Source organism: Nonomuraea sp. NPDC050394, assembly GCF_044459065.1.
Lineage (GTDB): Bacteria > Actinomycetota > Actinomycetes > Streptosporangiales > Streptosporangiaceae > Nonomuraea.
This window is the reverse complement of sequence record NZ_JBITIO010000008.1, coordinates 21,028-42,612: the sequence shown is the minus strand read 5'-3', so window position 1 is coordinate 42,612 and position 21,585 is coordinate 21,028. Positions and strand designations below refer to the sequence as shown.

The 21,585-nt window shown below is 70.9% G+C and carries 18 protein-coding genes; 7 read left to right on the top strand and 11 right to left on the bottom strand.

Features of this window, described 5'->3' with window-relative positions; all coding sequences use genetic code 11:
• Positions 1–236 precede the first annotated feature (236 nt).
• The gene (locus ACIBKY_RS29170) at positions 237–2,018 is read left to right on the top strand and encodes a bifunctional metallophosphatase/5'-nucleotidase (protein ID WP_397101408.1); all 1,782 of its coding nucleotides are present in this window, start codon (positions 237–239) and stop codon (positions 2,016–2,018) included.
• Between the two features lie 7 nt (positions 2,019–2,025).
• On the opposite strand, the gene ACIBKY_RS29165 is transcribed toward ACIBKY_RS29170, so the two are convergent.
• Both ACIBKY_RS29165 and ACIBKY_RS29160 read right to left on the bottom strand, forming a co-directional pair.
• Complete coding sequence (locus ACIBKY_RS29165; protein WP_184960620.1) at positions 2,026–2,214, bottom strand: ferredoxin; 189 nt, start codon at positions 2,212–2,214, stop codon at positions 2,026–2,028.
• Between the two features lie 10 nt (positions 2,215–2,224).
• The gene (locus ACIBKY_RS29160) at positions 2,225–3,406 is read right to left on the bottom strand and encodes a cytochrome P450 (RefSeq protein WP_397101406.1); all 1,182 of its coding nucleotides are present in this window, start codon (positions 3,404–3,406) and stop codon (positions 2,225–2,227) included.
• Positions 3,407–3,476: 70 nt separating this feature from the next.
• Between ACIBKY_RS29160 and ACIBKY_RS29155 the strand changes: the two genes are divergently transcribed.
• The gene (locus ACIBKY_RS29155) at positions 3,477–4,070 is read left to right on the top strand and encodes a TetR/AcrR family transcriptional regulator (RefSeq protein WP_397101404.1); all 594 of its coding nucleotides are present in this window, start codon (positions 3,477–3,479) and stop codon (positions 4,068–4,070) included.
• Here the strand turns inward: ACIBKY_RS29155 and ACIBKY_RS29150 are convergent.
• The 3 genes from ACIBKY_RS29150 to ACIBKY_RS29140 are packed head-to-tail and all read right to left on the bottom strand — an operon-like array spanning position 4,067 to position 8,480.
• Positions 4,067–5,200, bottom strand: coding sequence for an ROK family protein (locus ACIBKY_RS29150; protein WP_397101402.1), 1,134 nt, complete (start codon positions 5,198–5,200; stop codon positions 4,067–4,069). The two genes, ACIBKY_RS29155 and ACIBKY_RS29150, sit on opposite strands and share 4 nt — an antisense overlap.
• Positions 5,201–5,205: 5 nt before the next feature.
• Complete coding sequence (locus ACIBKY_RS29145) at positions 5,206–6,438, bottom strand: Gfo/Idh/MocA family protein (protein WP_397101400.1); 1,233 nt, start codon at positions 6,436–6,438, stop codon at positions 5,206–5,208.
• On the bottom strand, positions 6,435–8,480 hold the full coding sequence (locus ACIBKY_RS29140; RefSeq protein WP_397101398.1) for an alpha-galactosidase: 2,046 nt from the start codon (positions 8,478–8,480) through the stop codon (positions 6,435–6,437). Before ACIBKY_RS29140 ends, ACIBKY_RS29145 begins: the two co-directional genes overlap by 4 nt.
• A 71-nt stretch (positions 8,481–8,551) precedes the next feature.
• On the opposite strand from ACIBKY_RS29140, the gene ACIBKY_RS29135 reads away from it, so the two are divergent.
• Positions 8,552–9,736 carry an ROK family protein gene (locus ACIBKY_RS29135; protein ID WP_397101396.1) on the top strand — a complete coding sequence of 395 codons (1,185 nt, stop codon included), beginning with the start codon at positions 8,552–8,554 and terminating at the stop codon, positions 9,734–9,736.
• Positions 9,737–11,518: a glycoside hydrolase family 36 protein gene (locus ACIBKY_RS29130; protein ID WP_397101394.1), complete on the top strand. Its 1,782-nt coding sequence runs from the start codon at positions 9,737–9,739 to the stop codon at positions 11,516–11,518.
• Here the strand turns inward: ACIBKY_RS29130 and ACIBKY_RS29125 are convergent.
• From ACIBKY_RS29125 to ACIBKY_RS29100, 6 genes are read right to left on the bottom strand one after another with little or no spacing between them, the layout of a single operon-like run.
• Entirely contained in the window at positions 11,505–11,876 is a 372-nt protein-coding gene (locus tag ACIBKY_RS29125) for a VOC family protein (RefSeq protein WP_397101392.1), read from the bottom strand. The two genes, ACIBKY_RS29130 and ACIBKY_RS29125, sit on opposite strands and share 14 nt — an antisense overlap.
• Positions 11,876–12,262, bottom strand: a complete 387-nt coding sequence (locus ACIBKY_RS29120; RefSeq protein WP_397101390.1) for a VOC family protein — start codon at positions 12,260–12,262, stop codon at positions 11,876–11,878. The genes ACIBKY_RS29125 and ACIBKY_RS29120 overlap by 1 nt, the downstream gene beginning before the upstream one ends.
• Before the next feature lie 57 nt (positions 12,263–12,319).
• Positions 12,320–13,888 carry a hypothetical protein gene (locus tag ACIBKY_RS29115; RefSeq protein WP_397101389.1) on the bottom strand — a complete coding sequence of 523 codons (1,569 nt, stop codon included), beginning with the start codon at positions 13,886–13,888 and terminating at the stop codon, positions 12,320–12,322.
• A 9-nt stretch (positions 13,889–13,897) separates the two neighbouring features.
• Positions 13,898–15,073, bottom strand: a complete 1,176-nt coding sequence (locus ACIBKY_RS29110) for a hypothetical protein (RefSeq protein WP_397101387.1) — start codon at positions 15,071–15,073, stop codon at positions 13,898–13,900.
• Positions 15,070–16,392, bottom strand: a complete 1,323-nt coding sequence (locus tag ACIBKY_RS29105) for a BNR-4 repeat-containing protein (protein WP_397101385.1) — start codon at positions 16,390–16,392, stop codon at positions 15,070–15,072. The genes ACIBKY_RS29110 and ACIBKY_RS29105 overlap by 4 nt, the downstream gene beginning before the upstream one ends.
• A gap of 18 nt (positions 16,393–16,410) precedes the next feature.
• Entirely contained in the window at positions 16,411–18,159 is a 1,749-nt protein-coding gene (locus ACIBKY_RS29100) for a glycoside hydrolase family 97 catalytic domain-containing protein (protein WP_397101383.1), read from the bottom strand.
• Positions 18,160–18,381: 222 nt separating this feature from the next.
• On the opposite strand from ACIBKY_RS29100, the gene ACIBKY_RS29095 reads away from it, so the two are divergent.
• The 3 genes from ACIBKY_RS29095 to ACIBKY_RS29085 are packed head-to-tail and all read left to right on the top strand — an operon-like array spanning position 18,382 to position 21,582.
• Positions 18,382–19,812 carry an ABC transporter substrate-binding protein gene (locus ACIBKY_RS29095; protein ID WP_397101381.1) on the top strand — a complete coding sequence of 477 codons (1,431 nt, stop codon included), beginning with the start codon at positions 18,382–18,384 and terminating at the stop codon, positions 19,810–19,812.
• Positions 19,812–20,693, top strand: coding sequence for a carbohydrate ABC transporter permease (locus tag ACIBKY_RS29090; RefSeq protein WP_397101379.1), 882 nt, complete (start codon positions 19,812–19,814; stop codon positions 20,691–20,693). Before ACIBKY_RS29095 ends, ACIBKY_RS29090 begins: the two co-directional genes overlap by 1 nt.
• Positions 20,694–20,700: 7 nt before the next feature.
• Positions 20,701–21,582, top strand: coding sequence for a carbohydrate ABC transporter permease (locus ACIBKY_RS29085; RefSeq protein WP_397101377.1), 882 nt, complete (start codon positions 20,701–20,703; stop codon positions 21,580–21,582).
• The last annotated feature ends 3 nt before the right edge of the window (positions 21,583–21,585 follow it).

Here is a 21,585-nt window from a genome sequence, read left to right as displayed (position 1 = left end):
GCGACCCCGTCGGGCGGCCACGACCAGGCGCGTGGCCGGGAACCGCCCGCCACGAACGGGACCCACGGCAAGGACGCCCATGCGCGCCGACGCCGGTCAGGAGTGCGCGCGAAGCACCGCGCCGAGCGAGCAAGAAGCGTTGGTGATCGTTTGCCCGAGGTTGGGGAGTGCTTTACCGGGCGTAGAGGCGGGGCCCGGAGGATCTGGCACGCAATTACCGACAATAGGAGCATTGCGTGCGATTCCCCCTTCGAGGCGCGGTCATCGCCGCGGCCATCGCCGTCCTCAGCGGGACCCAGGCCGTCGCCTTCGCCGACATGCGGGCCGCCGAACCCCCCACCGCGGACCCGGCCTCAAGCCGCCGGTCCGTCGACGTGCAGCTGCTGTCCCTCACGGACTTCCACGGCTATATCCGTCCCCACACCGACGCCGGCAACGGCACCATCAAGGACGCCCAGGGCAAGACCATCGTGGTGGGCGGCGCGCCGTACATCGCGACGCATCTCGGCAAACTGCGCCAGGGCAGGCGCAACACCGTCACCTTCACCACGGGAGACAGTTTCAGCGGCTGGCCGCCGGAGGTGGCCAGGCTGGCCGACGAGCCGACGATCGAGTTCCTGAACAAGATCGGCGTGGACTTCTCGGCCGTGGGCAACCATGAGCTGGACATCTCGCTGGAGTTCCTGCGCGACCACATGGGCCGCGGCAAGTGCTTCGGGCAGCGCGGCGTGGACAGCTGTTTCACCGACTCCGACGGACGCCGCTTCCGCGGCGCGCGCTTCGACTTCTCCGCGGCCAACGTGACGCGCAAGGAAAGCACGCGGCCGGTGCTCAAGCCCTATGTGATCAAGTACTTCCAGGGAGTGCCGGTCGGGTTCATCAACCTGACGACCACGACGACGGTGGACGGCTCGACCTCGTTCCAGCCGTCGCTGGACAACCTGCCGCTGGTGGAGACGGCCAACAAGTACGTGGCCGAGCTCAAGCGGCGCGGTGTCGAGGCGATCGTGGCCAACGTCCACGAGGGCGGTACGGCCGGCGACGTCTACGACCGGTGCAACGCCAACCCCACCGGCCCGGTCATCGACTTCGCCCGGCAGGCGTCCGCCGAGATCGACGCGATCGTGACGGGCCACTGGCACGCGCCGTTCAACTGCTCCATCCCCGACCCGGAGGGCAACCCGCGCCCGGTCGTCGAGGCCGCCTTCCACGGCAAGCTGATCAACGAGATCAACCTGAAGATCGACCGTCGCAGCCGCGAGGTGATCCGTTCGGCCACGGTCTCCACGAACCACCCGGTCACCAGGGACGTCCCCGCCGACCCCGCGATGGTCAAGCTGGTCGACCACTGGGTGGCCGCCGAGAAGGGCCTCTCCGCCCGCCAGGTCGGTACGATCACCGGCGACCTGACCAGGACCCGCGACGCCGACGGCGAGAGCACGCTCGGCAACGTGCTCGCCGACGCCGAGCGCGCCGACAGCGCCGACGCCGACCTGGCCATGGTGGCGGTGGCGCCGGTGAAGGGCTCGAACTCGCTGCGCGGCGACCTGCGCTTCGCCAAGGGCGCGGATCCGGCCGACGGCGACGGCAAGGTGCTGTTCGGCGAGGCGTGGAACACCTGGGGCTACGCCAACCCGGTGGTCACCGCGACCGTCAAGGGCAGCCAGATCGACCAGGCGCTTGAGCAGCAGTGGCAGACGCAGCCCGACGGGACGGTCCGGTTCGCCCCGCTGGCCGTATCAGGAAATGTCCGCTTCTCGTATGACGTGAGCAAGCCGGTCGGCGAGCGCGTCGGGAACGTGCTCATCGACGGCAGGCCGCTCGACCCGGCCCGCGGCTACCGTCTTGCCGCCCTGGCCTACACGCTGATCGGCGCCGACGGCTACAGCGCCTTCGCCGGGTACACCGACGCGGTCCGCGGCAGCCGGGACTACGAGGCCTTCCGCGCTTTCCTCGCGAAGGGCCCCGTCTCCCCGCCCGCCCTGGACCGCGCCGTCGCCGTGAGCGCCGCTTCCTGAGCCGTGCTCAGACGCTGATCGCGCCCGAAGGGCACTGCTGTACGGCCCGCCGAACCAAAGCCTCCTGCCCTTCCGGAACGGGTGAGACGAGCACAACGACGGTGCCCTCCTCCTCGCTCTGGTCGAAAACCTCGGGCGCGGTCAGCGCGCACATGCCAGCTCCGATGCAGACGTCCGTGTCCGCTTTGATCTCCATACCTACCTCTCTACCAGGTCACGGGGAGGCGGTGCACACCGTAGATGGCCATGTCCGAGCGCATCGGCACCTCCGACGGCGCGCACGCCAGCCGTAGCCCGGGGAAGCGCCGCAGCAGCGCGGGGAAAGCGATGCGCATCTCGATCCTGGCCAGTTGCTGGCCGAGGCACTGGTGGATGCCGTGCCCGAAGGTCAGGTGGCCGGTGGTGGCACGGGTGAGGTCGAGCCGGTCGGGCGCCTCGAAGTGGGCGGGGTCGCGGTTGGCCGAGGACAGGGAGATCGCGACCGACTCCCCCGCCTTGATCTGGTGGCCCTCGATCTCGACATCTTCCAGCGCCGCCCTGATCGGGCCGGCGTGGATGATCGTGAGGTAGCGGAGCAGTTCCTCGACCCCGTTGTCCACCGCCGAGGGGTCGTCGCGCATGAGGGCGAGCTGGCCCGGGTTGGTGAGCAGGGCGAAGGTGCCGAGGCCGAGCATGTTCGCGGTGGTCTCGTGACCGGCGATGAGCAGCAGGAACGCCACGCCGAGCAGTTCGTCGTCCTCAAGGCCGAGCAGCCCGCTGAGCAGCGCCTCGTCGGGCTGGGCGCGCTTCTTCGCGATGAGCCCGTACAGGTACCCGGCCAGATCCTGGTAGGCGGCGATCAGCGCGTCGGCCTCGCCGTCGAGCGAGAGCAGCGTGGCCGAGTCGCGCTGGAAGGTCTCCCTGTCCTCGTACGGCACGCCGAGCAGCTCGCAGATGACCAGCGAAGGGATCGGCAGCGCGAAGTCCTTGACCAGGTCGGCCGGCGCCGTCATGGCGTCGAGCCGCTCCTCGGTGATCTCGGCGATCCGCGGCTCCAGCCCTTTCATCCTCCGGACCGTGAACTGGCCGGTCAGCAGCTTGCGGAAGCGGGTGTGGTCGGGCGGGTCCATCCGCAGGAACATCCCCGGCTGCGGCTTGCTGTCCGGCATCTGCTTCTTGAACTTCTCCGCGATCGCCGCTCGCGACGGGATGGCCTGGTGCTGGAGCTCCGTCCGGTTGCTGAAGCGGTCGTCGGCGAGGATGGCGCGGGCGGCGCCGTATCCGGTGACGAGCCAGCCCTCGTGGCCGTCCGGGTAGGTCATGCGGTGCAAGGAACCCTGCTCGCGCAGGACGCCGAACTCGTCGGGCGGGTCGAGCGGCCGCTGCCGCCGCATGGGAAAGGTTGTCATGACTCCAGAAAACCTCAGCAGATGCAATTTTTCAATGAATGCAAATCATCAGGCAGTGTAGAGTTTCGCCATGACGGGGCTACGCGAGCGCAAGAAGGTGCGCACCAGGCACGCGCTGATCGAGGCGGCGCTCCGGCTCTTCGCCGAGAAGGGCTACGAGGAGACCACGCTGGCCGAGATCGCCGCGGCGGCCGACGTGTCGACACGCACGTTCTTCAGCTACTTCGACAGCAAGGAAGACGTGCTCTTCCATGACGGCGGCCTGCGGCTGGAGGCCGCCCTCGACATGGTCAGGCAGCGCCCGCCCGGCGAGCCGATCGGCGAGCTTCTGCTGCGGGTGAGCGAGAGCAGCCTGAACTGGACGGCCAAGGAGGACCTCGCGCTCGACCTGAGCCCCGAGCGTGTCGACCTCATCATGAGCGTGCCCGCCCTGCAGGCCAAGGCGCTGCATCTGCTGTTCGACAGCCAGTTGCGGCTGGCCAAGGCGCTGCACGAGGCCTACCCGGACGAGCTCGGCCTCCTGGAGGCGGCCACGATCGTCGGCTCCCTGGTGGGGGCGGCCAAGCTGACCGTGATGGCGGCCATGGACCGGGGCGACTCGCTGGAAGAGGTCTGGCAGGCCGCCCGCACCGCCGCCACCGTGACCATCGGCCGGTTGGGCTAGCCGGGACCCAGGCCGATGAGGGCCATGATCGTGACCGCCGCAGCGGCGCGCGCCCACGACTCGGGGGGCAGCGGCGCGACGATCAGCGGGCAGCCGCCCGCCGCGCCGAACGCCTGCGGGCCGTAGGCGGCCCGCAGGTCCCCCTCCAGTACGGCCACGCCGTCCCCGGTGACCACGACCTTCTCGGGCCCGAACATGTTGACCAGGGCCGCGATGCCCCGCCCCACCGCCCGTCCGGCCGTGGCGAACGACTCCAGCGCCGCGCGGTCGCCCGCCTGGGCCAGGGCGATGGCGCCGGGCAGGTCCAGGGCGGCCCGGCCGGTCGCGGCGCGGATCCGGGCCACGACGGCGGGCTCGGCGGCGATCGCCTCGACGCAGCCCCGGCCGCCGCAGTGGCAGCGCGGGCCGGCGTCGTCCACGGGGACGTGGCCGATCTGGCCGGCCACGCCGTACCCTCCCTCGACCAGCGTGCCGTTGACCACGAGGCCGCAGCCGACCCCCTCGCCTACCGTCACCAGCGCGAAAGACCGGGTCCCCGCCCCCTCCCCGAACCACTGCTCGGCGACGGTCAGCGCCCTGACGTCGTTCTCGACGGTGGCCGGAAGGCCGGTCGCCTCGCGCACGAGCGCCGCGAGCGGCACGTCGCGCCAGCCCGGGTACGGCCCGCGCCGCACCGTGCCGGAGCCCCGGTCCACCTCCCCCGGCACCGCCACCCCCACCCGCCGCACCAGGACGCCGGGCGCGCCCACGACGGCGACGGCACGGGCGATGGCGGCGACCGCGGCGGCCACGTCCGCGCCGGGCAGGGGAACCCGGTGCGCCGCCCGCACCCCCGCCCGCAGGTCGGCCAGCACCACGACCAGTTCCCCCGCCCGCAGCCACACCCCGGCGAAGAACTCCCGGTCGGCCCGTACGGCCAGCGGCGCCGCGGGCCGCCCGGACCCGGCCGACGCCGGCCCCACGGGCAGTTCGTCCAGGTACCCGGCGGCCAGGATGGGCCTGACCACCTTGGTGACGGCCGCCGTCGACAGCCCCGTCACCCGCGACACCTCGGTCCTGGAGATCGGCCCGCGGGTGAGCACGGTGGCGAAGACGGCGGTGGCCGCGGGCGTCAGCGTGACGCGGTCCATGCGACTCAGACCCGCACCGGCAGACCCGTCTCGATGGACGTGTTGGCCGCGATGCCGATCCCGGCGGCGCGGATGCCGTCGGTGTAGTCCGCGCGGCGGCCCAGCGGGTCGGGGGCGGGCGTGCCGAACAGGTCGTCGAGCAGGAGCCGGTCGCCGCCGCCATGCCCGCCGGAGCCGGTGGGGATCTCGATCTCCTCGGCGGGTTCCCAGTGGCGCTGCAGGACGAGGCGCTCGCCGCGTACCCGGCCCTCGGTGAGCCGCCGGGCGCCCTTGCCGAGCCTGGCGGCGGAGTCGGGGTCGGCCCATTCGCGTTCGACGACGTCGAGTTCGATCCGGCCGAGCGTGCCGTTGAGCGCGACCCGGTAGCCCTCCCAGGGCGCGTGCGCGTGCAGCGAGTAGGTCAGCAGGGCCCGGGAGTCGTAGCGGACGAGCACCGCCATGTTGTCCTCGATGTTCACGCCGGGGGCGAAGACGTCCTGGTCGCGGTGGTAGCCGTCCTCGTGCTCGGCCCGGAGGTAGAGGGTTTCGAGCCGGGGGTCGGCGGCGAGGTCGATGGAGAAGCGGTCGGCGCCGATGAGGCCGGAGCCCCGGCTGCGGGGCGGGCGCGGGCCGGGGGCGTTGGCGGGGCCGTAGAAGCGCAGGTCGCCTTGCGCGTAGACGGTCTGCGGGGCGGCGGCCAGCCACCAGTTGACCAGGTCGAAGTGGTGGCCGGACTTGTGCACGAGCAGGCCGCCCGAGCTGGCCTTGTCGCGGTGCCAGCGGCGGAAGTAGTCGGCGCCGTGCATGGTGTCGAGCAGCCATTCGAAGTGCACGGAGGTGACCTCGCCGATGGCGCCATCGGCGACCAGGCGCTTCACCGCGGAGTTGCGCGGCGAGTAGCGGTAGTTGAAGGTGATCGTCACGTCGCCGGCGGCCTTGGCGATGGCCCGGCAGCCCTCGGCCGTGGTGGCGAGGGGCTTCTCGACGATGACGGCGCAGCCGCGCTCCAGGGCGGCGACGGCGTAGACGTGGTGGGTGCGGTCGGGGCTGGTGACGATGACGACGTCGGGGCGCGCCCGGTCGAGCATCTGGCCGAAGTCCTGGTAGGCGGGCACGCCGGCGCCGTAGGAGGCCATGCGGGAGGCGTTGGTGTCGCAGAAGGCGACCAGTTCCCCGGTGTGGCTCCAGTCCCCCCTCAGGGCGTTGACGTACATCCCGGCGCGGTGTCCGAGTCCGACGATGGCGTAGCGGCGGGTCAAGGGTGCTCCTCGCGCAGGCGGATGAGGGCGCTGGCGTAGTCGTCGCCGGGGAAGGGAGGCAGCAGGCCGCGGGAGGTCAGCAGCACGCCGTGGTGGACGGCGCCGGTGTCCTCGTCGCGGTAGCGGGCCTCGGGGTCGAGTCCGGAAAGGCGCAGGGGAACGCCGGGCGCGCCGAACGCGCCGCGGCGCCTGAAGGCGAGCACGACGACACGCTCGCCGAGCGTGTACTGCACGGCATCGCGCAGCCGGCGCAGCTCGCCGTGCTGGACGACCGGGCGGATGTCCTTGTAGACGGCGACCAGCCCGGCGGCCTCGTCGAGCTCCCGCTCGCTCCAGTTCGGCAGGTCGCCGCCGAGGCCGAGTACGCCGGCCATGGCCACGTGGAAGCGGAAGGCAAGCGGGACGCGCCGGCCGGTGATCGGGTTGGGGCTGTCGGTGACCCAGGCGGCCATGGCGCCGGCCGGGTAGATCTGGGTGAAGCCGTGCTGGATGGACAGGCGGTCGGCGGCGTCGGTGTTGTCGGAGGTCCAGACCTGGTCGGTGCGGGCCATGATGCCGAGGTCGGTACGCCCGCCGCCGCCCGAGCAGGCCTCCACGCGCAGGTGCGGATGGTCGGCGCGCAGCCGGTCGAGGATGGAGTAGACGGCCCGTACGTGGCCGACCAGCAAATCGCCCGGGCCGGCCTGGGTGAAGGTGCGGTTGCAGTCCCATTTGAGGAAGTCGATGGCGTGCTCGCTGACCAGCCGGTGCAGCCACTTGTGCGCCCAGTCGGCCACCTCGGGGCGGGAGAAGTCGAGCAGGAGCTGGTGGCGCAGCTCGGTGCGCGGCCGTCCCGGCATGTGCACGACCCAGTCGGGGTGCTCGCGGTAGAGGTCGCTGTCGGGATTGACCATCTCGGGCTCCACCCACAGCCCGAACTTCATCCCGAGCCGGTGAACCTCCTCGATGAGCGGCGTCAGCCCGTGCGGGAAGCGCCCGGGGTTGGGCCACCAGTCGCCGAGCCCGGCCCGGTCGCTGGTCCGCCCGCCGAACCAGGCGTCGTCCATGACGAACACCTCCGCCCCGACCCGGGCGGCCAGCGCCGCCATCCGCTTCTGGCTCTCCTCGCCGACGTCGAAGCCGACGGCCTCCCACGAGTTGTAGAGCAGGGGCCGCAGCTCGCCGGCGGCCGGCCGGACGTGCTCGTTGACGTAGCGATGCCAGGTACGGCTGGCGTCCCCGAACCCGCCGCCGGAGTAGAGCCCGGCGAAGACCGGGGTGCTCCACCCGGTCCCCTGCCAGGACACCCCTTCGTGGCCGAACCCGCCGGTCCAGCCGGTGCGCCCGGAAGGGGTACGGCCGAGCGTGAGGCGCCAGCTTCCGCTCCAGGCCAGGGCGGCGCTCCAGACCTCTCCGTGCTCCTCTCCGGCGTCGCCGGCGTCCACCATGACCCAGGGGTTGGCCTGGTGGCTGGTGATGCCGCGCCGGCTGGTCAGCACGGTCTCGCCGACGGGCAGTTCCACGCGGCGCACGGAGTTCTCGGCGGCCCATCCGCCGCTGGCGTGGCTGAGCCGGTAGCCGGGCAGCGGGGGCAGGTTCCAGGCGGCCGAGTCGCAGCGCAGCAGCGTGACGGGCTCCTCCGCGCGGATCTCCGTCCAGCGCTCGACGACGTCGCAGCCCGCGCGCACGCGGTAGTGCAGCGCCACCTCCAGCGGGTGGGCGCGGTCGCGCATCAGGATCGTCAGGTGGCCGTCCTCGATCTCGTGCCCGGTGTGCCGCCACTCCACGCCGGTGTCGCCGTTGGCGAAGCGGATCTGCAGGGAGGCGGCGCCGTAGCGGGCGCCGGCCTCGGTGAGGAGCTCCTCGGCCACGCCGGACTCGTCGAAGCTGCTGGCCCTGAACGGCGTGGCCCCGGGCAGCGCCGCGGCCTGCCCGGGTGTGAGCCTCGGCCCCCAGTGCAGGCAGGCGGGCACGTCGTCGTCGGTGAGCCCGATGACGTAGCTGGTGCGTGGAGTGGTGAGCGACCAGCGGCGTCGCGCGGGATCGAAAGCGATGAGGCTCATGATCTGGAGCCTAGGCACGGCCTCCCGCGAATTCAATTCTTGACGAAGTTAATTACTGCTACTATGCGGCCATGCTGGATCCCTCGCGCGGGCGGGCGGCGACGATCACGAGCCCGGCCTCCGCCACCGTCTTCACCATGGTCCTGACGCAGGGTCCGGTATCCCGCGTGGAGATCGCCAGGCGCACCGGCCTGTCGTCGGCGGCCGTCACCAAGGCGGCCAGGCCGTTCATCGACGCGGGATACCTGTTCGAGATGGCGGCCACCGAGCGCAGCGGCCCCGGCGCGGGCCGCCCGGCCAGCCCCCTGGCCATCCATCCCGGCCGGGAGTTCTTCGTCGGAGTGAAGATCACCGACGACGACCTCATCGGCGTCGTCACCGACCTGCGCGCCCAGATCGTCGAGGAGGCCCACCGGCCGCTGAGCGCGCGCACGCCCGAGCACGTGGTGGCGGAGCTCAAGGCGCTCACCGGTGAGCTGCTCGGCCGCGCGCCCGGCTACCGCGAGCGCTGCCACTCCCTCGGCCTGGCCATCTCCGGCGACGTCGACAAGAGCACCGGGCTGGTGCGCTACTCCCCGTTCCTGCGCTGGCACGAGGTGCCGCTCGGCGAGCTGGCCGCGGCCGCGACCGGGCTGAACGTCACCGTGGAGAACGACGTCAAGGCGCTCACCGTGGCCGAGCACTGGTTCGGCGAGGGCGTGGGCGCCTCGTCGTTCGCGCTGGTCACGGTCGGGCTCGGCATCGGCTGCGCGGTCGTCGTGGACGACCGGCTGGTGGCGGGGGCGCGCGGCGTGGCCGGCGAGATCGGGCACGTGCCGGTCGGCGGCGACAGCCCTCCCTGCCACTGCGGCGGCCACGGCTGCGTGGAGGCCATCGCGGGCACCCCGGCCGTGGTCGCGGCGGCCCGCGCGGCGCTGGGCGACGACACGCTGACGCTCGACGGCGCCATGGCCGCGGCGCGTTCGGGCTCGCGGGCCGCCATGGCGGTCTTCGCCCGCGCGGGCGAGGCGATCGGGCGGGCGATGGCGGCCATGGCCAACCTCATCGGCCCCGAGCGCATCATCGTCAGCGGCGACATGCCGGGTCTGGCGGCCTACGAGCTGTTCGAGGACCAGCTCCGCGCGGCCTTCACCCGGCAGGCCTTCGGCGCGGCGGCCAACTGCCGCCTGATCCTGCGGCCCTCGCCGTTCGAGCAGTGGGCCCGCGGCGCGGCCGCGGTGGCCATCCAGACCCTCTTCACCCTCCAGGAGAGATGAGTGACCGCGACCATCTGGCAGCCCCATGACACCGCCGCGGCCTCGGGCGTGGTGGAGATCCCTCTGGGCCTCGGCGATCTGGCGGCCCGGGCGAGCGCGGTGGACGCCGCCGGCGCGCCCGTCGGGCTGGCGTGGGAGGTCGTGCCCACCGGCGACGGCGTGGTGGAGGTGCGGGTGACGCCCGCGGCGCCGGCGGTGGTGCGCGTGGCGTGGCGGGTGCCGTGCGTGGACGTGACCGCCTTCTGGGTGCCCGACAGCGGCGAGCACCGGGGCCTGCCGCCGTTCTGGCGCCGCCCGCGCCAGACCTCGCTGGAGAAGGGCGCGCCGGTGGGCGCGCTGGTCGGCGCGGGCGACGTGTCGGTGTGCACGTACGCGGTGGCCGAGGTCGTACGGCCGGTGCTGATCCGCACCGGCGTGGTCGAGGAGACGGGTGACTTCGGCTTCTGGGCCGAGCACCGGGCCGCCCCGGGGGCCGGCCTCGTGCTGCGGCTCGACCTCAGCGGCCGGCACTTCGCCGACACGCTGGCCGGCGTCGCCGCCTGGTGGCAGGCCGGGCGCGGCGCGCGGGAGGTGCCGCGCGCCGCCCGGATGCCCGCCTACTCCACCTGGTACGCCATGCAGCAGCACGTGAGCGCGGAAAGCGTGGAACGCCAGGCCGCGGCGGCCGCCGCACTGGGCTGCGAGGCGATCATCGTGGACGACGGCTGGCACAGCGACGACCGGGGCCGGGGCTACGGCCACGTCGGCGAGTGGCTGCCCTCCCCCACCGCATTCCCCGATATTTCCGGACACGTGGCCAAGGTCCGCGCCCACGGCCTCGCCTACCTGCTCTGGTACGCGCTCCCCTTCGTCGGCCGCCACACCCCGCTCTGGGACCAGGTCCAGGACTACAGCCTCACCTACAAGCCCCACATGAACGCCGTCGTCGTCGACCCCCGCTACCCCCACATCCGCGACCTGCTCACCGGCAACCTCGCCCGCGCCGTCGAGGAGTGGGGCATGGACGGGCTCAAGATCGACTTCATCGACCAGTTCGCCGTGGACGACCCGCCGGAGCCCGGCCCGGAGGCCGACTGCGCGACCGTCAACGAGGGTGTGCGCCTCCTGCTGGCCGAGCTGAGCGCCCGCCTGCCCGCCGGAACGCCGGTCGAGCTGCGGCAGCCGTACGTCAGCCCGGGGCTCTGGCGGCACGCGGCGATGGTGCGCGCCTCCGACTGCCCGCTCAGCGCGTCGCACAACCGCCAGCGCACGATCGACCTGCGCCTGGTCGCGGGACCGCTGGCCGTACACGCGGACATGATGATGTGGCACCCGGCGGAGAGTGCCGAGCGCGTCGCCGCGCAGCTGATCAACGTGCTGTTCGCGGTGCCGCAGATCTCCGTGGACCTCACCGCGCAGAGCGACGCGCAGACGGCGGCGCTGCGCTTCTGGCTGGGGTTCGTGAAGGAGCACGCCGAGGTGCTGCAGCGCGGGCGGCTACGGCCGTCGCGGCCCGACCTGCACTATCCGCTGGTCACCGCGCGGGGCGACGGCGTGGTGATCGCCGCGCGCTACGCGCCGGTGCCGGTCGCGGTGCCCTCGTCGGGCACGCTGTGGCTGGCCAACGCCGACGACGACACCGCCGTCCTGCTGACCTCCGCCCTCGCCGGTACGGCCCGCGCCACCGTCCGCGACTGCCGCGGCGAGGTCGTGGACCGGGGCGCGCACGCGTTCGAGGCCGCCGGCGCGCACCAGATCACGGTGCCCACCGGCGGCCTGCTGGAGCTGGTCAGATCTGGATGACCGACAGCACGTTGCCCGCGGGGTCGGTGAACCACGCGATCGGCGGCCCGCCGGCCCGCATGACGCCGTTGGCCTCCTGCTCGAAGCCCGGGTAGCGGGCGAACTCCACGCCGCGCTCGCCGAGCTGCTCGACGGCCTTGTCGATGTCGTCGACGGGGAAGTTCAGGATGGTGTAGCCGGCGGGCTCGTGGGCCTCGCCCTTGGGATAGACGAGGATGTCGCGTTCACCGGCGATGTGCAGGGTGAGCATCCCGTTCTCCTCCGAGACCCGCAGGCCGAGCACGCCCTCGTAGAACGCCTTCGCCTTGGGCACGTCGTCGACGGAGAAGCCGCTGAACGCCTTGGTCTGGCCGAACATCACTTCGCCTCCATTTCCGCGCGGTGCTCGGGGCTGAGCTGGATGACCTGGACGTAGTTGCCGTCGGGGTCGATCGCGGTGGCGAACAGGCTGCCGTCGCGGTCCTCCAGCGGAGCCAGCCAGGTCACCCCGAGGCCCTCCATGCGGGCGGTGACCTCTCTCGCATTGTCCACCTGGAAGTTGAGGATCATCCTGGCGGGCTCGGGGTTCTTGCCGCTCACGTCCGCACGCCGGTCGAAGAGCACGCCGAACGTGCCGAAGCGCAGGTAGCGGTAGTCGCCGAGGTCGGCCGTCTCGGCCGGCTCCAGCGCCGCGGCGTACCAGTCGCTGAGCCGGACCGGGTCGGTGCTGGCCAGCAGCATGCTGTCCAGGGCGGGGCTGGTCATGTCTTCCTCCGGGGTCGTGGATCGCTTTCCCGTACAGACCCCGGAGGAATCCGGAACTCATCGGTGGCGGTCGAAGAACTGTGCCTGATACAGCGAGGGCGGCAGCAGACCGGGCCGGTTGGCGCCCTCGATGTAGCCCGCGGGCTGGGCGAACGGGCCGTCGCCCGTGATCGTCCCGCGGCAGCCGATGGCGTAGTTCTGGGCCGTGGGCGGCTTCTGGACGATCAGCCTGCTGGTGGACACGTCGCAGTTCCAGGCGACGGAATGGGCCGCCGACCAGCCGTGCGAGGTGCCGTAGCGGCCGCGGTTGTACAGGCCGAGCGTGTAGTCGTAGTGCGGGTCGAGGTCGCGGTGTCCGTCGAAGAGCATGCCCTGCGACCAGCGGCGGTGGCCCTCGCTGGAGTTGAGCGCGTACTCCGAGACGCCGCGCAGGAACACGATGCCGGAGACCGTGCTGTGGCCGTTGGAGACGAAGGCGTGCCTGGCCTTGTAGGCGTAGCAGTCCTTGAACAGGATCTGCTGCGAGTAGGTGTAGGTGTTGAAGTTGTAGCGGCGGCTGCCGGTGACGAGGCTGACCGGGTCGACGGCGCGGCAGTTCTGGATGGTGGCGCGGGTGGTCTCCTGGGTGGCGAAGCCGGCCTGGGTGAAGTGCAGGGCGGTGCAGTCGCGTACCCAGGCGTCCTCGCAGCGCAGCAGGCAGATCGCGTTGTAGGCGTGGTTCTCGTCCTGCTCGGGGTCGCCCGTGTACGCGATGTCGACGCGCAGGCGCTCCACGCCGACCTCGGTGACGAGCCCGGCCCGCTCCCAGGTGTAGAGGAAGGACGGGCTGTGGGCGCGGTTGAGGTGGTTGTAGAGGGGCACGTCGACCGTCACGACGTCGCCGGAGATGTCGGTGACGTAGCGGTTGAAGAAGAGCGGGTGCTCTCCCACCTTCCACGGCGGGCCGACGTCGTGCCCGCCGTGGTCGATCGCCTTCAGCCACTCCTCGGTGCAGGGGTGGGTGATGACGACGTTGTGCCCGGCCCGCAGCGCGCCGGGGTCGGCGACCCGGAACTCGCGCGCGCCGACCTGCACGAAGTCGCTCGTGATGTCGGTGCGGGTGCCGGGAACCTCACCCCGCCAGCCGCCGCCCGCGACGCCGCCGGCCACGATGACGTTGCGGTCCTTGGGCGTGTTGCCGATGGCCTTGATGATCGTGTTCGACGCGGGGTCGGCCCCGTCGCCCGTACCGCGCAGGACGAGGCCGTCGGCGCGCACGTACAAGGTGCCCGCGACGGGATAGAGGCCGGGTGACAGCAGCAGGGCGCCGCGCCGCGCGCGGGGCAGCGCCGCCACCTCGTCGAGCGCGGCCTGGATGTGCGCGGTGTTGTCGCCCTCGACGGGCCTGATCACCTTGACCACCCGCACGTGCGGAAGGGGCCGCTCGCCGCCCCGGTAGCCCGCGTGGCTGAAGTCGGGCACGCGGTTGCCCTCGGCGTCGGCGGTGTAGACGAGGCGTCCGCGGCGGTCGTAACGGACAAGGGCGGACTGCCAGAGGGTGCCCGCCCGCGCGGGCGCCGGGCCCGCGGCGGCGGCGAGCGCCAGCGCGCCGCCGGCGGCCAGTAACCCGCGTCTGGTGAGATCCATGCTCCGCTCCTACCTGATGACGATCTTGTCGAGCTCGGGCGTCCTGGCGGTGAGGTTGAAGAAGCGGACGTTGTTGACGCCCGCGATCAGCGGCACCTGGACGGTCGTCGTGGTGACCTTGTCGGGGGTGCCGGTCATGGGCACCTCGACGGAGTCCGCCCCGTTCACGCTGATGCGGAAGGACTGGGTGCCGTTGACGACGGCGTGGACGGTCATCTCCTTGGTCGCGGTGGTCTCGGAGAGGATGCCCCTGACCGTGGTGTAGTCGTAGGTGTTGCCGCCGATGAGGATGGTCTTGCGCCCGCCGGAGCAGATCTTGCAGTAGGCGGGTTCCGCCGCGCCCTCGAAGACCGTGCCCTCACGCTCGGCCTCGTACGCGGCCGGGTCGGGCGCCGGCAGCCGGACCGGCGGGTTGACCGGCCCCAGCGTCCAGGCCTTGAGGTCCCTGACCAGCATGTGGGTGTCCTGCAGGCCGGTGCTGCGGATGCTGCGGTAGATGCCCCACTTCGGACGGTTGTACTGCTCCTCGGTCCAGTAAAAGTCGATGTCGTCGATCCGCTGGTCCACCAGCGTGCGGTGGCCGTCCTTCAGCACCCAGCGCATGTAGCCCTTGTCGCTGGACTTGATCTCGATCGTGGTGGTGACCCATTTGTTCTGGATCGCCTCCAGGTCGTAGGAGGCGAAGCCGTGCGTGGCGTTGTCGGCCAGCGTCCAGTAGCGGGCCTCGATCTTCTGCACGCCGCTCTTGATCGGCAGGGAGAGCTGGGCGACCGGGGTGCCGATGTCGGAGGTCTTGAGCTGCCAGATGTGGCTGAAGCTGGAGGTGGCGTCCAGGGTGTCGGGAATGTACATCTGCCAGCTGATCCGCCAGGTCTCGTCCTTGCGCATCTCCAGGGCGCGGCCCCGGCCGTCGCGCATGCCGCGTACCTCGTTGCGCTGGCGGTCGGAGCCGTCGCGGTCCACGTTGTGCATGTCGAAGCGCCAGGCGTTCCTGTCGGTGGAGACGTGCGGCATGCCGTCGGCGTGCGAGCCGCGCCGGTCGTCCTCCGGCGCCTCGAAGGCGTTGACGCCGTCGCGCGACGGGCTGGGGTTCCAGCGCGGTTCCCAGCGGTCGCCCGCGGCCCGCGCCGCGGCCGGGGTGAAGGCGGCCAGCAGCACGAGCGCCGCCGCGATCTGCCTGATCATCGCATCTCTCCCACGGCGTAGACGTTTCCTGTCTGCACGGTCTGGTCCTGGGTGCCGGTGTTGGTCTCGGCGAGCATGCGGACGGGGTCCTTGCCGCCCTCGATCACGTTGCCCTTCTGGAGCTTGGTGTCGGTCCAGATGTACTGCCCCTGCCGCCAGTCGCGGCCGCGGTCGAGGGTGAAGGCGGTGATGCCGGACTCGCTGCCCCGGGTGGTGTAGACCCGGAGCGTGTGGGGTCCGGTCTTCTCGCTGTCGAGCAGGCCGTACTCCTGGGTGAGGCGGGTGAAGTCCCACGAGCGGCCGTTCCAGCGGCCCGCGGTCAGCCAGGCGCGCTGTCCGCCGGTCTGGTTGTCGTAGAAGACGATCACCGGCTTGCCGTCGGCCATGACCTGGACCGAGTGGGTGAAGCCGGTGCCGTGCAGAAGTTCCCTGTTGCTGCGCCACACGATCGCCTTGTCCAGCATCTCGGCCTGGTCGAGCTGGGTGCCGAGGTCCTCGCCCGCGACCGTGGAGAAGTGCCGGGTGGCCGGGTCGAAGACGGCGTAGAACACGTCGTGGATCTGGGTGCCGTGGCCGTGGACGTCGGGCCTGCCGCCGCCCGCCATCGTCCAGAGCAGGTGGAAGCGGCCGTTGTGCTCGGTCATCTCGGCGACGTAGACCTCGTCCATGTTGTCCGCGCGCTCGGAGCCGAGGATGTACGGGTGGCCGGTCAGCTCGCCCGAGCTCTTCCAGGTCACGCCGTCGTCGGCGGACATGAGGTACTGCATCGGCCGGTCGTCGACGAACTGCGTCGAGTCGTCCTCCTTGAGCGTGTCGCGGAAGAAGACGTAGACGTCGCCGTTGCGGGCCTTCAGTGCCATCGGGTAGGAGGCGTGGTAGGGGGCGACGTCGCCGAGGCCGCGGTCGCTCCACGTGCCGTCGGCCGCCCGCGTGGCCAGGCGCAGGGGCGAGTTGTGCGCGCCGTGGAAGACCAGCAGCTTGCCGTCGTCGGCCTGGACCATGACCGGGTAGTTGTGCTTGTCCTTGAAGGAGGAACCGATCTTGACCGGCGTGCTCCAGCGGCCGCCCTTGTGGTCGTAGTCCTGGAAGTAGGCGTCGGAGTCCTTGCCCATCCAGGAGACGTAGGTGCGGTCCGCCTCGCGGTCGTACAGGCCCGCGCCCATCGGGCGGCGGTCGCTGTGGACGCGGGCGTGGGTGGCGGTGGTCTGCGCGACGAGCGTGCCGCCCCTGCCGTGCTGGGGTTCGGCCCGCGCGGTGGTGAAGACACCGAGGGCGAGGGCGGCCACCGCCGTGGCGGCGCCGATCCGGGTGGGGTGCACGGGTCCTCTTTCCGGTCGTTACGGCCGGCGCCGGGCCAGCCGTAAGGTGAAACCGCCGTTGGCGGCCACGGGGATGTCGAGCTTGGCGCCCGGGGCGACCTCGGCCTCCTCGGAGGCGACGCCGTCGCCGGGGGCGTCCCGGTAGATCTCGGCCGTCCAGCCGCCTTCGCCTTCGCCTTCGCCGAGGAAGTCGAGCGCGACCGTGATCACGCGGGGTTCGCCCGCCGTGCCGCAGGCCACGTACCAGACCACGCCGTCGCGGCGGGCCAGGACGAGGTGGTCGGCCGGGTCGCCGGACAGCAGGCGGGTCTCGTCCCAGGCGACGGGGACCCGGGCGAGCAGGCGGCGGGCGTCGGGGCGCGCGCCGTACGCCTCGATGCTGTCGGCGAAGTGCTGCACCCCGGACTCGAACAGGACGGCGAGCGCGAGCTCGAACCCGGCCGAGATGCTCCGCACGGCGCTGAAGGTGACGGGGGTGAAGTCCATCGGGCCCTGCACGTTGCGGGTGCAGGCCAGCGACAGGTAGTGCGTGGGCGGGTAGAGCGGCTCCTTGCCGGGTTTCGGCTTGATCCACTCGGCGCCCTTGACCGCCTCGGCGGTCATGAAGTGCGGCCAGGTGCGCTCGGTGCCGCGCGGGATCGTGCCGCCGTGGAAGACGACCATCAGCTCCAGCCGCGCCGTGGCCTCCAGGATGGAGTCGAACCAGCGCATGCGGTCCTGGCCGTCGGACTCGGTGAAGTCGATCTTCACGCCGACGGCACCCCACCCCTTCCAGAGGGCGAGCTTCTCGCGGTGCTCCAGCGGGGTGTCGACGTGCTGCCAGTGCGACCAGAGCCAGATGCCGACGCCGCGCTCGCGGGCGTAGGCGATGAGCTCGGGCATCCACTCCTTGTTCCATCCGGCGTCGGCCAGCACGTACGGCCAGCCCATCCCGGCGGCGAAGTCCACCCAGACCTTCTGGGCCTCCAGGTCGCGGGTGGAGGGGCCGTCCGACCACCAGGACCAGGCGGCGGCGCCCGGCCGAACCCAGGAGGCGTCGGCCACCCTGGACGGCTCGGCCAGGCCGGTCACCAGGTCACTGGCGACGACGGCGGCGAGGTCGCCGACGATCGCCGTGCGCCAGGGCGTGACCAGCGGGGAGGCCGCGGTGACGTACGGGTCGGGCAGGTCGAGGCGGAAGGCGGTGCCGTCGAAGGCGAGACGGGAGCCGGCGTAGCCGCTGTCCAGGTTCGACTCGGTGACCAGCATCCAGCTCTCGCCGATCTGGAACAGCGACGGGTAGCCGTACAGGATGGGCTCGGCCCGTTCGACGGTGGTGTGGTGGTGGATCTCCTCGTAGTCGCAGCGGCCGTTCTCGTAGGGCAGGAGGATGGCGCGGGCCGCCCCCGGCACCACATACTCCGAAATTTCATCGCAAATCGTGACGGGGCCGGTCCAGCTGACCCGGTACCGGTACGCGACCCCGCCCGAACCCGCCCGCACCTGGAGTTCCAGGCCTGGGCTGAAGGAGAGGGTCCATTCGGTGGCGGTGTAGCGGTGCGCGCGGCTCTTGCCGGTCACGGTCTCGTAGGTCTCGTCGACGGCCCGGCTGGTGATCCCCTCGAACGCCAGGCCGCGGGTCAGGTCGGCGTGGGCGGCCTTCAGGCCCAGCCGGGACGGGCTGACGACCACCCGGCCGGCGTGCCGTACCTCCCATGAAAGCCCGCCGTCAGGCGAGAGCTCGATCACTGCTTCCAGATCGTCGGCAGCACAGGTCCATTTGGGCACGAAAGCCTCCATGGCTAGCTCACAGTGCGCCCGAGCCTAGGTTGCAAGCGATTGCAATTCAATTCTTGACGAAGTTAATTACCAGGTCTACGGTACGGCCATGCCCCTGAGTCATCGGACCTTTATGGCGAGACTGACCGAACCGGGCCTGGGTGCGCCCGGCACCTTCACCCTGCGACCGCCGGTGCGGCCATCGAGATCTTCCTCGGAAAGAGGTCATCCATGGACATGAACCGCCGCCGGATGCTGGCCCTCGCCGTTGCCGCCGCGTCCATGCCCGTCATCGGCGCCTGCGGGGGCGACACGCGCCAGCAGAAGCAGGCCGCCGCGCCGGTCAAGACGGGCATCCAGACCATCGACCCCAACCGGCCGGGCAACGACACCTGGCCGTTCGAGGAGGCCGAGAAGCTCAACGACTCGCTGCGGTGGCCGAAGTCGGAGGTGGCGGACCCGGCGGCCAAGGTGACGATCACCATCGCCTCCACCTCGGACGTCATCGCCGAGGTGCGCAACATGCAGTTCGACTACTTCTTCGGAAAGCGCCACCCGAACATCGAGATCAAGCGCGAGACCTCGACCTTCGACGGCTTTCTCACCAAGTACATGGCCCAGGCCGCGGGCGGCTCCCTGCCCGACGTCATGTACAACCACTACTCCTGGACCCAGAACTTCATCTCCAACAACATCGTCGCCCCGCTGGAGGACTTCATCGCCAGGTCCCCCGACTTCGCCAGGGACGACCTGCCCAAGGCCGGGCTCGCCTACTTCGAGCGCGGCGGCAAGCTGTACGGCCTGCCCACCGACATGGCGCCCAAGCTGCTCTTCTTCAACAAGGACATCTTCGACAAGGCCGGACTGAAGTACCCGGACGAGACCTGGACCTTCGAGAAGATGATCGAGACCGCCAAGAAGCTCAAGAGCGGCTCCGGCGCAACGAAGATCTTCGGCTTCTCGCCGACCCCGAAGCCCGCCCCCGACCTGTCGACGGTCTTCCTCATGCCGTACGGCGGGCGCTTCCTCTCCCCCGACGAGACCCAGGTCCAGATCAACTCCCCCGAGGCGGTCAAGACGCTCGGCATGTGGCTCGACCTGCTGCTCAAGGACGGCGTCACGCCGAGCCTGGCCGAGGAACTCCTGCTGGAGAAGGTCGACCCGTGGAAGTCCGGCCACGCCGCCATGCACATCAACGGCGCCTGGATCATGACGGAACTGGCCAAGCAGAAGGCGTTCACGTGGGGCGCGACACACGTGCCGAAGGGCCCGCAGGGCCGCTTCTCCCCCGCCGTCGGCAGCGCCCTGGTCATCACCGAGGCCTCCCGGCAGAAGGAGGCGGCGTGGCTCTACATCTACGAGTACTTGTCGTCCTCCGGCTACCAGTTCCGCCGCATCAGCGCCCCGGCGCGCCAGTCGGCGTGGCTGCCCAACGCCGAGGCGCTCGGCATCCCGGCCGAGACGGCCGAACTGGTCAAGGAGATCCTCGCCGACTACGCCACCAGTGACGGCGTGCTGCGCCTGCCGGCCACCAAGAAGGCGGTCGACACGGCCAAGCCCATCTGGGAACGCGCGATGCTCGGCAAGATCGACGCCAAGGCGGCGCTGGACGAGATCGCCGCCAAGGTCGGCCCGCTGCTCGCCGAGAACAAGATCGCGTGATGGCCACGCTCGCCCAGCGCGAGGCGCGGCGCTTCCACCTGTTCGTCTCGCCGTGGCTGCTGGGGTTCATCCTGTTCACGGCCGGCCCGATCATCGCGGCCATCGTCATCAGCTTCATGGAGTGGAACCTGCTGAAAGCGCCTCAGTGGGTGGGCCTGGCCAACTACGAGCGCATGTTCGGCGACCCCGAGTTCTGGGAGTCGATCGAGAACACCGTCCAGTACGGGGCCGGATACGTCGCGCTCGGCGTCACGTTCACGTTCGCGATGGCGCTGCTGCTCAACCAGCCGCTGCGCTTCCAGGGCCTGTTCCGCACCGTCATGTACATGCCGTCCGTGGTCTCCGGGCTGGCGACGGCGCTGCTGTGGCTGAACATCCTGCACCCCGACTACGGCCTGATCAACAAGGTCCTGGCCACGGTCGGCATCACCGGCCCCGGCTGGCTGGCCTCGCAGGAGTGGGCCATCCCGGCACTGGTGCTCATGGCCGTGTGGGGCGCGGGCAACACCATCGTCATCTACCTGGCCGGGCTTCAGGGCATCCCGAAGTCGCTCTACGAGGCGGCCGAGATCGACGGCGCCGGCTGGTGGCGGCGCTTCTGGAGCGTCACCGTGCCGATGATGTCGCCGGTCATCTTCTTCAACGTGGTCACCGGCTTCATCGGCGCCCTGCAGGGCTACGTGCTCATCCTGGCCATGACCGAGGGCGGGCCCGGCAACGCCACGATGGTGCTCGGCCTGTACATCTACCGGCACGCCTTCGTCTACTTCGACATGGGGTACGCCGCCGCGCTGTCGTGGGCCATGTTCGCCATCATCATCGCCGTCACCGCCATCCAGTTCGCCCTGGCCAGGCGCTGGGTGCACTACGAGTTCACGTGAGGTCGCGATGCTGCTGAAGAGAGCGGAGCCGAGGACCCTCACCCCGGCGCAGACCGAGCGGATCCGGCGGGCGCGGCGGGCGGGCGCGTACGTGCTGCTCATCGCGAGCACCGTCGTGTTCGTGCTGCCGTTCCTGTGGATGATCACGACGTCGCTGAAGTCGGACGCGGAGAACCTCGCCTTCCCGCCGCAGTGGCTGCCCGACTCCTTCCACTGGGAGAACTACTCGCGCGGCTGGTTCGGGTCGCTGGACTACACGCGGTTCATGCTCAACACCGTGCTCATCACCGCGCTGTCGATGGCGGGCAACCTGATCTCGTGCGTCCTGCCCGCCTACGCGTTCGCGCGGATGCGGGCGCGGGCCGCCACGCTGATGTTCGGGGCGCTGCTGGCCACGATGATGATCCCGCGCGAGATCACGCTGGTGCCGAAGTTCATCCTGTTCTCCAAGATCGGCTGGGTGGACACGTACCTGCCACTGATCGTGCCGGAGTTCTTCGGGGTCGCGCTCTACATCTTCCTGCTGCGGCAGTTCTTCACCACGATCCCGCAGGAGCTCATCGACGCCGCCCGCATCGACGGCGCCTCCGAGCTGCGGATCCTGTGGCGGATCATGCTGCCGCTGTCGAAGCCGGCGCTGGCGGCCATCTGCCTGTTCTCCTTCGTGGGCAACTGGAACCAGTACCTGGAGTCGGTCATCTACATCAGGACGACCGAGAAGTTCACGCTGCCCATGGGGCTCGGGCTGTTCACCGACCAGTTCGCCACGCAGTACAACCAGATGATGGCCGTGGCCCTGATCGCCATGATGCCCATCGTGATCATCTTCTTCATCGCCCAGAAGACCTTCATCAGGGGCGTCACCCTGACCGGAATCGCAGGAAGGTAGGAC

Bases quoted from the DNA above. Each gene is read 5' to 3' on its own strand.
- ACIBKY_RS29115 (WP_397101389.1), bottom strand. From the start codon at position 13,888: ATGGATCTCACCAGACGCGGGTTACTGGCCGCCGGCGGCGCGCTGGCG.
- ACIBKY_RS29135 (WP_397101396.1), top strand. From the start codon at position 8,552: ATGCTGGATCCCTCGCGCGGGCGGGCGGCGACGATCACGAGCCCGGCC.
- ACIBKY_RS29155 (WP_397101404.1), top strand. From the start codon at position 3,477: ATGACGGGGCTACGCGAGCGCAAGAAGGTGCGCACCAGGCACGCGCTG.
- ACIBKY_RS29125 (WP_397101392.1), bottom strand. From the start codon at position 11,876: ATGTTCGGCCAGACCAAGGCGTTCAGCGGCTTCTCCGTCGACGACGTG.
- ACIBKY_RS29165 (WP_184960620.1), bottom strand. From the start codon at position 2,214: ATGGAGATCAAAGCGGACACGGACGTCTGCATCGGAGCTGGCATGTGC.
- ACIBKY_RS29085 (WP_397101377.1), top strand. From the start codon at position 20,701: ATGCTGCTGAAGAGAGCGGAGCCGAGGACCCTCACCCCGGCGCAGACC.
- ACIBKY_RS29110 (WP_397101387.1), bottom strand. From the start codon at position 15,073: ATGATCAGGCAGATCGCGGCGGCGCTCGTGCTGCTGGCCGCCTTCACC.
- ACIBKY_RS29095 (WP_397101381.1), top strand. From the start codon at position 18,382: ATGGACATGAACCGCCGCCGGATGCTGGCCCTCGCCGTTGCCGCCGCG.
- ACIBKY_RS29090 (WP_397101379.1), top strand. From the start codon at position 19,812: ATGGCCACGCTCGCCCAGCGCGAGGCGCGGCGCTTCCACCTGTTCGTC.
- ACIBKY_RS29160 (WP_397101406.1), bottom strand. From the start codon at position 3,406: ATGACAACCTTTCCCATGCGGCGGCAGCGGCCGCTCGACCCGCCCGAC.
- ACIBKY_RS29140 (WP_397101398.1), bottom strand. From the start codon at position 8,480: ATGAGCCTCATCGCTTTCGATCCCGCGCGACGCCGCTGGTCGCTCACC.
- ACIBKY_RS29150 (WP_397101402.1), bottom strand. From the start codon at position 5,200: ATGGACCGCGTCACGCTGACGCCCGCGGCCACCGCCGTCTTCGCCACC.
- ACIBKY_RS29120 (WP_397101390.1), bottom strand. From the start codon at position 12,262: ATGACCAGCCCCGCCCTGGACAGCATGCTGCTGGCCAGCACCGACCCG.